Annotated in this window: 9 protein-coding genes and 1 pseudogene; 5 read left to right on the forward strand and 5 right to left on the reverse strand. The window is 72.4% G+C overall.

Annotation, left to right across the window (positions count from 1 at the left end):
- Positions 1 to 1,089 precede the first annotated feature (1,089 nt).
- Both AC067J_RS43525 and AC067J_RS43530 read left to right on the forward strand, forming a co-directional pair.
- Entirely contained in the window at positions 1,090 to 1,518 is a 429-nt protein-coding gene (locus tag AC067J_RS43525; protein ID WP_478308423.1) for a nuclear transport factor 2 family protein, read from the forward strand.
- 584 nt (positions 1,519 to 2,102) lie between these two features.
- On the forward strand, positions 2,103 to 2,363 hold the full coding sequence (locus tag AC067J_RS43530) for an NUDIX hydrolase (protein WP_478308424.1): 261 nt from the start codon (positions 2,103 to 2,105) through the stop codon (positions 2,361 to 2,363).
- On the opposite strand, the gene AC067J_RS43535 is transcribed toward AC067J_RS43530, so the two are convergent.
- From AC067J_RS43535 to AC067J_RS43555, 5 genes are read right to left on the reverse strand one after another with little or no spacing between them, the layout of a single operon-like run.
- Complete coding sequence (locus AC067J_RS43535; protein WP_478308425.1) at positions 2,347 to 3,135, reverse strand: ribosome hibernation promotion factor; 789 nt, start codon at positions 3,133 to 3,135, stop codon at positions 2,347 to 2,349. The two genes, AC067J_RS43530 and AC067J_RS43535, sit on opposite strands and share 17 nt — an antisense overlap.
- Positions 3,136 to 3,163: 28 nt before the next feature.
- Complete coding sequence (locus AC067J_RS43540) at positions 3,164 to 4,159, reverse strand: carbamate kinase (RefSeq protein ID WP_478308426.1); 996 nt, start codon at positions 4,157 to 4,159, stop codon at positions 3,164 to 3,166.
- Between the two features lie 2 nt (positions 4,160 to 4,161).
- Complete coding sequence (argF, locus tag AC067J_RS43545; RefSeq protein ID WP_478308427.1) at positions 4,162 to 5,166, reverse strand: ornithine carbamoyltransferase; 1,005 nt, start codon at positions 5,164 to 5,166, stop codon at positions 4,162 to 4,164.
- 21 nt (positions 5,167 to 5,187) lie between these two features.
- Positions 5,188 to 6,411 carry an arginine deiminase gene (locus tag AC067J_RS43550; RefSeq protein WP_478308428.1) on the reverse strand — a complete coding sequence of 408 codons (1,224 nt, stop codon included), beginning with the start codon at positions 6,409 to 6,411 and terminating at the stop codon, positions 5,188 to 5,190.
- Positions 6,412 to 6,449: 38 nt separating this feature from the next.
- Positions 6,450 to 7,949, reverse strand: a complete 1,500-nt coding sequence (locus tag AC067J_RS43555) for an amino acid permease (protein ID WP_478308429.1) — start codon at positions 7,947 to 7,949, stop codon at positions 6,450 to 6,452.
- A 392-nt stretch (positions 7,950 to 8,341) separates the two neighbouring features.
- Here AC067J_RS43555 and AC067J_RS43560 point away from each other — a divergent pair, with 392 nt between their 5' ends.
- The 3 genes and pseudogenes from AC067J_RS43560 to AC067J_RS43570 form a co-directional block, all read left to right on the forward strand.
- The gene (locus AC067J_RS43560) at positions 8,342 to 9,220 is read left to right on the forward strand and encodes a universal stress protein (protein ID WP_478308431.1); all 879 of its coding nucleotides are present in this window, start codon (positions 8,342 to 8,344) and stop codon (positions 9,218 to 9,220) included.
- A gap of 54 nt (positions 9,221 to 9,274) precedes the next feature.
- Positions 9,275 to 9,913, forward strand: a complete 639-nt coding sequence (locus tag AC067J_RS43565; protein WP_478308432.1) for an Rv1733c family protein — start codon at positions 9,275 to 9,277, stop codon at positions 9,911 to 9,913.
- 247 nt (positions 9,914 to 10,160) lie between these two features.
- Positions 10,161 to 10,254 (forward strand): annotated as a pseudogene (locus AC067J_RS43570) (DNA-binding response regulator); the annotation flags it as partial.

Here is a 10,254-nt window from a genome sequence, read left to right on the forward strand (position 1 = left end):
CCTGCAGCCCGCCCGCGGCGCTCGGGCTGCGGGGGGTCCCTTTGCAGCGCACGGCGGACGAGCACCCCCGCGGCCGGGGGGGGGGCGGGGGGGGCCCCCCCCCCCCCCCCCCCCGCTCCGTCTGCGGCCGTGGGCCGGGTGCTGGTTCTCATGTCACGTCTCGGGTCCGGCGAGGGCGAAGTCTTGCGGGCGTCGGCTCCACCGCCGTGCCCAACCAGGGCGGCCGCCCTCACAGATTCACGCTGTCGAATGTGGCCGCTGCCACCGGCGTTGGGGCGTCAGTCGTTCAAATCCTCCAGACCATCGGAGTGATCCACTAGGTCGTGTCCTGGCGGCCAGCCGAACCGCCGATGCGACTGTCAGGTGTGGGCTACTCCTTCCTGCCGCGCTGGCGGTGTTCCGCCAACCGCCCTGCGGGGACCCCGCCGGACGAAGCGAGAGCAAGCGCGGCTACGTGGAATGGCGCAGCAAGCCGCCTCCCACCAGTCATCCAGTGCTACGTCCGTTTCTGCGTCGTCCTCTTCACCGCCACGGCGGCAGTCCTGGTGGCCGCCGCGTTCTGGGCGGCCACCCACTGACGGACCGGGGGCGGTCTGCCTGCCTGTCCGGGCGATGAACGGGCTCGGTCGATCTGGCCGCGTGGAGTTCCCGCAGGAGACCATGCTGTCCAGCCAGGCACGACCTGGTGCCCTTGCCTGTCAGCACGGTTCGCTGAAGCTCGGCGCGCGTGAGCCTGCCGGGTCGCGCCCGGTACCGCCGCGCCGGGGGACGGGGCAGCCGAGCGAAGCGCGGCTCGGTCGTCGGCCGCCGCCCGGGGTGGCGATGCCGGCGGCGGACGCGGAGGCAGTAGCGGAGCCACCCACTCCCGCAGGTCATCAGGTACAAGATCATCCGACACGCACGGAACTCTGCCGCTCCGACACCCCAACTGCCGAGCGTCTGAATCGAACTCACTCTGCAAGGAGATCGGGACCCGTCGGTCCCGCCAATGGCGCACTGCGATGGCGGCTGGTCCGGGCGGCCCCGAGACTTGACACCACGGGCGTAGTGGCCTGTCTTTGTCAGGGCGACTGGGCAAGGGAGACGGCAGTGCTGGCTGAGCGGCTTCGTCAGGCGATCAACGCGCACGATCTGGACGCGTTCACGTCATGCTTTGCCTTCGACTACCAGAGCGCGCAACCTGCCCACCCGGCCCGGGCGTTCAACGGCCGGGCGCAGGTGGGGAAGAACTGGTCCGTGTTCTTTCACGAGGTGCCCGACATCCAGGCTGAACTGCTGGAGACGGCCGTGACCAAGAGCGTTGAGTGGGCCGAGTGGCACTGGCATGGAACCCGGCTGGACGGGTCCCCTCTCGACATGAGAGGGGTGACTGTCATGGGCATTCACGCCGGATCCGTGGCATGGACGCGGCTCTACATGGAGGATACGGAGAAGAACGGCGAGGACATCGACGAGACAGTAGGGCGGTTGGCCGGGGGACGCAGTGTGGATGGAGAGGACCGGTCAGGTCCCCAATGAGTTCCAGTGACTCATCATTCCAGAATGATCTGCAGAGGCGCCGCAGGCAGCGGCGGTGCCAAGGCGGTCATGCGCCCCCGCGAGTGGCTGGACTTCACCGACCGGCTCCCCGCGGTCGCAGCCGACCACCGCATCCGGGTCCGGTACCAGCCCACCTTCGCCCGCCGCTCCGAGATGCCCCGCTTCGAGCAGGAGGGCTACCGCGGATGCATCGGCCGCACCTTGGACCGCTTCAGCATTTTTCCCGACGGTCGCTCCTACGTCTGCTCCTTCCTGTCCGACACCGACCTGCATTTCGCCACCACCGCCCCCGACGGCACCATCACGATGAACAAGGGCCCGAACGAGCTGGACCTGTTCACCGGCGCGCTCACCAAATCGGCGTGCGGCGGTTGCAAGGCCCCCAGCTCCTGCATGGATCCTCCTGGGCCGACGCCAGAACATCGGCTTCGCCGACGGCGCCTGATACCTGCCCGCCGGCCACCTCGCCCCCGGCGAGAGCGCCGGCACCGGCGCCGCCCGGGAGCCCACCGAGGAGACCCGGCATCACCACCGACCCGACCGCGCTGCGCCTCGTCCACGTCATGCACCACCGCACCGACGACGCCCGCACCGCCCTCTTCTTCGAAGCCACCCAGTGGACGGGCGAGGTCACCAACATGGAGCCCGACCGGTGCGCCGGCTGGCAGTGGTTCGCGCTGGACGCCCGGTCGCGAGCCCTTGCGTTCCTCCCCTGCCCGAGCTTCCCGGATGTCGCGGTGGTCGCGGAACCGGAGGCGGGCTCACCCGTCTCCGGTTCGCGTTCTCCGCCCGGCTCGTCCTGTTCCGCTACTGCGCAGGTGTGATGAGGCCGTAGTGGCCGTCGTAGCGGTGGTACAGGACGTTGCCCCGGCCGGTGGCGGCGTCGGTGAAGAAGACGAACGGCAGCCCGGTGAGGTCGAGTTTCGAGACCGCCTCGGCCATCGGCAGTTCCGGAACCCCGGCGGTGCTCACGGTGAGTCCCGGTTCCGGCTCACCGGCGGGCCCTGCGGTGGCCTGACGGTGGCCCCCGGCACGCTCGTCTCGGTAGACGACGCTGTCGCAGCCGCTGGCGGCGTCGGTGAACAGGTGGAAGTCGTAGTCCATGGCCTCCATCTCGAACACCGTGGCCCCGGCGGTCTGACGGGGGAGGCTGTAGGACTTGTGCCGCACGATGCTCCGCTCCTCCGGCGCCAGGACGCGCCGATGCGGGCGGTGCGCGCGGGCCACGTCGTCGTCCCACGCGCCGGGGCCGGCCGCGGCACGGTGACGATGGGCGTCGCGGTGCCTGCGCACCCGGGCGAGTCGGGAGTTCAGCCGGTCCTGGAGCAGGTCGACGGCCTCCTGCATGGTCGGGGCCGCCACGTGCGCCCGGACCGGGCGGCCGTTGAGGTCCACCACGGCCTGGGCGACGGCGGGCTTGACGACGGCGTGGTTGCTCTCCTGGGTGAGCTTCACCCGGGCCGCGAGTACCGGCTCGTGCAGCCGCTCGACCACGGCCAGCAGCTTCGCCTTCGCGTAGTCCGGCGCCGCGAGGGACACCTCGCCGCGGGTCTCCACCTGGATCTCGTGAGTGATCGACGCGTGCGGACGGTTCATCGGGGGGTCCTGCCTTTCGGACGGGGTTTCAGACTGCCGGGCGCCGGGAGGCGCCGTCGTCGGCCGGACGTCCCGCGGCCGGGGCCCTGAGGCCCTTCCCTCCACCGTTCGAGGCCGCGCGGACGGTGGTTCCGGTCGTGCCGAGGACGGTGCCGAGGGCGTCGTCGAGCGGGCCGATGGCGGCCAGGCCACCGGTCCGTTCGGCGAACGCGGCCGCGGCCTCGGCCTTGGGCCGCATGGAGCCTTCGGGCAGGTCCAGCGCGCGCAACCGCTCGGGCGTGGTGGTCACCAGTGGGCCGGGGTCGGCGGTGCCGTAGTGGGTGAACACGTGCGTGACGTCGGTCAGGATCACCAGGGCGTCGGCGTCCAGTTGCTCGGCGAGGAGGGCGGCCGTGAGGTCCTTGTCGACGACGGCCTCGACCCCCCGGAGCAGCCCGGTGTCGCGGTCGCGGACGACCGGGACTCCCCCTCCGCCCGCACAGATCACGACCGCTCCGTCGGCCAGCAGCCGGCGGACGACGGGTGCTTCGAGCACCACCCGGGGTTCGGGGGAGGGAACGACGCGGCGCCGGTGCGCGCCGTCCTGCGCGGTGGTCCAGCCCCGTTCACGCTCCAGCCCCTGCGCCTTCTGCGCGCCGAGCTGCTGGCCGATGAACTTGGTGGGGCGGGCGAACGCGGGGTCGCCCGGGTCGACCTGGGTGTGGGTGACGAGGGCGGCGACCTCCCGTCCGGGGAGCCGGTTCATCAGGTCCCGGGCGAGCAGGGTGCCGATCATGCCCTGGGTCTGGGCACCGAGCACGTCCAGCGGGTACGGCACGGTGAGCGCCGGGTCGGTCTCGCTCTCCACGGCGAGCAGGCCGATCTGCGGGCCGTTGCCGTGCGTGATCACCACCTCGTGCCCGGCCTCGACGAGTTCGGCGAGCGAGCGGGCGGCCTGGTGGACGTGGTGCGACTGGACTTCGGCGTCCGGGTGTTCGCCCCGCCGGAGCAGGGCGTTCCCGCCGAGGGCGACGACGATGCGCACGGTCAGTCCCGTCCCAGAGTGGCGACCAGGATCGCCTTGATGGTGTGCATGCGGTTCTCGGCCTGGTCGAACACCAGCGAGGCGGGCGACTCGAAGACCTCGTCGGTGACTTCGAGCCCGTCGAGGCCGTGGCCGGCGGCGAGTTCGGCGCCGAGGTCGGTGCGGGTGTCGTGCAGGGCGGGCAGGCAGTGCAGGAAGGCCGTGTCCGGGTTGCCCGTGGCGGCGAGGGTCTTGGCGTTGACCTGGTACGGCATCAGCTGCGCGATGCGGTCGGGCCAGTGGTCGTGGTCCTCGCCCATCGAGACCCACACGTCGGTGTAGAGGTAGTCGGCGCCGCGCACGGCCTGCGCCACGTCCTCGGTGACGGTCAGGCGGGCCCCGCTGTCCAGCGCGAGCGCCCGGCACGCGGCGACCCGCTCCGGCTCCGGCCAGAGCGCGCGCGGCGCGGCGATCCGGACGTCCATGCCCAGCAGGCTGCCCATCGTCATCAGCGAGTTGGCCGTGTTGTTGCGGGCGTCGCCGAGGTAGCAGAAGGAGATCTCCTCCAACGGCCGGCGGCTGTGCTCGCGCATCGTGAAGACGTCGCACAGGCTCTGGGTGGGGTGGCAGGCGTCGGTGAGGCCGTTGTAGACCGGGACGCCGGCGTCGCGGGCGAGTTCGACGACGGTGTCCTGGTCGAAGCCGCGGTACTGGATGCCGTCGTACATCCGGCCGAGGACGCGGGCGGTGTCGGCGACGCTCTCCTTGTGGCCGACGTGGGAGCTGTCGGGGCCGAGGTAGGTGGTGCCGGCTCCCTGGTCGGCGGCGGCGACCTCGAAGGCGCAGCGGGTGCGGGTGGAGTTCTTCTCGAAGATCAGCGCGAGGCGGCGACCGGTGAGCTGGGCCGTCTCGGTGCCGGCCCGCCTCGCGGCCTTCAGTTCGGCGGCGAGGTCGAGCAGGTGGTGGATCTCGGCGGGGGTGAAGTCGAGTTCGTCCAGGTAGTGGCGGCCGCGCAGGGTGATGGTCATGTCGTTCTCCTCCTCGTGGTTTCAGTTGGCGGGGTCGCGCTGGATGGGGCAGCTCATGCAGCGCGGGCCGCCGCGGCCCCGGCCGAGCTCGGATCCGGCGATGGTGACGATCTCGATGCCCTGCTTGCGCAGGTAGGTGTTGGTCATGGTGTTGCGCTCGTATCCGACGACGACACCGGGTTCGAGGGCGAGGAAGTTGCTGCCGTCGTCCCACTGTTCGCGTTCTGCGGCGCGCAGGTCCTGCGCGGGTGAGAGGAAGCGCACCTTGTCCAGGCCGAGGCCCTCGGCGAGTGATGCGGCGAGGTCGGTGTCACGGCGGACGTCGAGGCCGGCGGGCCGCCCGGGGGCGGGTGAGAGGGTCCAGGAGCGCAACTGGTCGGCGAGACCGGGGTAGAGGGCGAAGGTGTCCCGGTCGATCATCGTCAGGACGGTGTCGAGGTGCATGAAGGCGCGGCTCTCGGGCAGCCGGACGGCGATCAGCCGCCGCGCGGTGCCGTACTGGAACAGCCGCTGGGCGAGGGTCTCCACAGCCTGCGGGGTGGTGCGCTCGCTCATGCCGACCATGACCACGCCCTCGCCGACCACGTGCACGTCGCCACCCTCCAGGGTGGTGCCCGGGTTCGGGACGGTTCCGTCCAGCAGCGGGGGCGCGGTCTCGGCGAACAGCGGGTGGAAGCGGTAGATCGCCGCGGTGTGCAGGGTCTCGCGGCGGCGGGCCGGGCGCGCCATCGGGTTGAGGCTGTACCGGCCGCCGATCCAGCAGGAGTTGTCGCGGGGGAAGAGGTGGTTGGGCAGCGGCGGCAGGGCGAAGTCCTGGTCCCCCAGCGTGCTCCAGACCAAGCTGTGCGGGCTCTCCAGCGGCAGGTCGTCCTTGAGGACCCCGCCGATCAGGTACTCGGCGAGAGTCGGGCCGTCGAGGTCCTCGCACAGCGCCCGGACCGGGTCGACCAGGGCGGGGCCGACCGTGGCCTCGGTGACGATCTGTCCGAGCAGCCAGGCCCGGGCGGGCGGCAGGTCGAGGGTCTCGCCGAGCAGGTCGGCGTAGTGGTGGACGCGTACTCCGTGGTCGCGCAGCACCTGGGCGAAGGCGTCGTGCTCCTCGCGGGCGCGCTTGGCCCACAGGATGTCGTCGAAGAGCAGTTCCTCGGCGTTGCGGGGGGTGAGCCGGGCGAGTTCGAGGCCGGGCCGGTGCAGGATGACCTGGCGCAGGCGGCCCGCTTCGGAGTCGACACGCAGGGTGCTCATCTGGGGTGCTCCTTGTTCTCGGTGTGTGGACGCGGTTGTCAGTGCTCGTGCCGTGGGCGCAGCGCGCGGAGGATGATCGTCGGGATGCCGACGGTGCGGGCCGGGCCGGCGGTCTGGGCCGGCGGCACGGGGTGGCCGGCCGCGGTCACGTCGGAGGACGCCGCCGGATCGGTGGCGTTCCCGCTCCGCTCCCGCTTGAGCCAGATGTAGACCGGAATGCCGAGCAGGATGGTGAACAGGCCGTAGTAGACGGTCTGGTAGCCACTGCCCTGGATGGACCAGTAGGAGAACGCCAGGGCGAGGCCGGTGACGACGACGTCACGGGCGAAGCGCCTCCGGTCGAGCTCCGCGCGGCCTTGCCGCACCAGCCAGAACAGCTGGGCGGCCGCGGACACCAGGTACGGGATGACGGCGGTCAGCACGCTCAGCAGCACGATCTCGGTGAAGACCTTGGTGAACCGGGTGTAGCTGACCACGGTGAGCAGCGAGGCGAGCACGGTGGCCGAGACGACGCCGAAGACGGGTACTTCGCCGCGGCCCCTGACCTTGGCGAAGGCCGACGGGAACAGTCCGTCCCGGGCCGCGGCGAGCGGCATCTCGGCGCAGATCAGCGTCCAGCCGTTGAGTGCCCCGAGGCCGGAGACGATCGCGGCGGCGGCGACCAGGTTCCCGGCCCAGGTGCCGCCGGCGATGGTGTTGAACGCTTCGGTGAACGGAGCTGTGGAGGCGGCGAGTCGGACGTGCGGGACGGTGCCGAACACGGAGAGGGTGCCGAGCAGGTAGATCGCGGCGCAGGCCAGGGTGCCGTACACGGTCGCCCGGGGCACGTTGCGCTTCGGGTCACGGACCCGGCCGGCGGCGACCGAAGCGGTCTCCAGGCCGATGTAGCTGAACAGGGCGATGGCGCCGGCCGCCGAGACGGCGCCGACGGCCGATCCCCCGCTCGCGTTGAACGCCCCGAAGTTGCCGGACTTGACGAACAGCAGTCCGGCCGTGGCCATGAAGCCCAGTGGCAGGAACTTCAGGACGGTGGTGACCACCTGGAAGGCACCGATGCTCCGCACGCCCGTCAGGTTGACGACCGCGGGCAGCCAGAGTCCGGCCAGCGCGATCGTGATCGACGCCCAGGTGTGGTGGCCCTTGTTGACGAACACCTCGACGTAGCCGACCCACGCCACCACGATGGCCGCGTTGCCGGCCCAGGCGGTGATCCAGTACGACCAGGCGGTCAGGAACCCGGCGGACTCGCCGAACGCCTCCCGGGCGTAGACGTACGGGCCGCCGCTGCCCGGCACCCGCTCGGACAGGCGCCCGAACACCACCGCCAGTGCCAGGGCGCCGACGGTCACGGCGACGAACGCCACCAGGGCGATCGGCCCGTAGGGTGCGAGCGCGGACGGCAGGGCGAACACCCCGGTCCCGATGATGCTGCCGACGACCAGGGCGGTCGCGGCGGGAAGCCCGAAGCGTGTGTCGGTTCTGCGCTGTCTCCGGGCAGCCGCGGCGGCCCGTCGGTTCCTGCGGTCGGGTGCGGACATGAGGGTGCTCCTCGATCGGAGTGGAGGTCCGTGGCGGGGGTGGCCTTGCCCACCGCTCGCTGTGGAAGATCCTCGGTTCGCCGGGCCGGTCCGTCCGAGGGGCCGACGGTCCCCTTCCCCCGTGCCTGCGGTCCCTGTCCACCCGGCCGGGGGTCCCGGGCCCGGACCGGGACCGCTGCGCGGGCCCCTGCCCGGCGCAGTCGGCACGTGCGCGAACCGTACGAGGGCGGGTGCTCCGGTGCCGGCCGGGACCGGCTCGACCGGGACCACCGGCCCACCGCCGGGTCCTTCGGTCCCTTCTCGTACCCGGCGTCCGGACGGGAGATTCGATCGCACGCCCCGGCGCCGGATCGCCCCGGCCCGAGTCCTCGGCGTCTCGAAGGGAAGCCACGATGACCCGCTTTGTCCTCGCCGGAATCGACGGATCGCCGCAGAGCGAGGCCGCGGCCCTGTGGGCGGCCGCGGAGGCCTGCCGCCGGGGCTCCGTGCTCCGGCTCCTGCATGCCTGGCCCTGGCTCGACGCGGGGGACGAGGCCGCCTCGTGGTCCGGCGACCTGCGGCCGAGGGCCTTGGACGCGCTCCGCGGCATCGCCGACCGGATCCGGCGCGACCGGCCCGACCTGCCGGTGGAGACCGCGGTGCTCTCGGACGACCCCGTCGACGGGCTGCTGGCCGCGGCGAAGGGGCAGGAACTACTGGTGCTCGGGTCCCGCGGACTCGGCGGGTTCGCCGGCCTCCTGGTCGGCTCGGTGGGACTCGCGGTGACGGCGAGCACGCCCGTCCCCACGGTGCTGGTCCGATCCGGACACGTGTCCGCAGAGCGACCCGCGACCGCCGTGGCCGCCCGCGAGGTGCTGGTCGGTCTCGACGCGCGTGAACCCAGCGACGCCGTCCTCGAATTCGCCGCCGCCGAGGCGGAGCTGCGCGGCTGCCGGCTGCGCGCCGTCCACGGCTGGAGCCTGCCGCCCGCCTGGGCACTCGCGGGCCTGATACCGCCTCAGTCCTACCTCGCGGAACAGGAGTCCACCGAGGCGACCCTGGTGGCCCCGGCCCTCATCGCCCTGCGGGCGAAGCACCCGGACGTGGACATCGTCGAGGACGTCCGCCTCGGCGGCGGAGCCCAGGCCCTGCTGGAGGCTTCGATCCACGCCGACCTGGTCGTCGTCGGCCGGCGGGAGCGCCGACACCGCCTGGGGCCGCGCCTCGGTCCGGTGACCCACGCCGTTCTGCACCACTGCACCGCCCCGGTCGTCGTGGTGCCCCACCCGTGAGCCGGGCACGCCCCTCGCCACCTCCCGTCCGAGCAGCGACAAGGAGTACCGCCCATGAACAGCACCCAACGACCCGAGGGCCCGCCCGCGCCGCCGTGCGGCCACCTGCGCCGCACCCTCGGCCGGGAGCGCAATCCCCTCGGCCGGGCCCTCGACCGGGCCCGGAGCCGCGCCGTGGTCCTCACCGCTCTCGGGATCGTGCTCGCAGGACTTCTCGGGGCCGGAGCCTCCGTCGCCCGCCTCGCCGCCGAACAGCAGCAGGCCGCGGTCACGACCGCGCGCCTGCACCACGTCGAGGCCCTGGTGGAGGGCTCCGTCCGGAAGGCGGAGACCACCGTCGTCTGGGGGAAGACCTCCTACCGCGCGGACGCCGTGTGGGACTACCCCACCGGCCGGAGCAACACCGGCATCGTCGACGTCCCCCGGAACACCGAGCCCGGCGCCACCATCGGGATCTGGGTCGACCGGAGCGGCCACCCGACCGCCGCGCCCCCGAGCACCGCCGACCTCGTGGCCGAGGCCGTGTGCCTGGGCCTGTTCCTCTTCGGCCTGCTCAGTGCTCTCGCCGCTGCGGGGCTCTGCGCAAGGCTGAGTGCCCTCGACCGTCGGGCCGACCGGGCGTGGACGCGGTCCTGGGCCCGGCTGGAGCCCGTGTGGAGCGGCCGCGCGCCGCGCGACAGCCACCACGACTGACCGGAGGCGACACCACGGCCCCCTCCGGCGCCGGCGACTGCCCTTTCGGAACTCGCCGAGTACGCCCGACAGAAGCTCTCCTGCTCGTCCGGACGGCCCGTGCTCCTCGCCTCAACCCCCTTGCCGCTCCCGGCACCTGGGCGAAGTAGGGCCGTCCGGCCCGATCGGAACCACCCCCGGTCACGCCAGACTTCGCGGAGGTTCACACGACCTGCCGCCAGGGCGGGCCCACGGGGTTGGAGTGGTGATGACGGAGAGTCCTGCGGCTGGGGCGCACGGCCCGGTGAAGGTGTTCCTGCTGGACGACCACGAGGTGGTCCGCCGGGGCGTCCACGACCTGC

The sequence above is a fragment of the Kitasatospora sp. NPDC042419 genome (assembly GCF_056437345.1).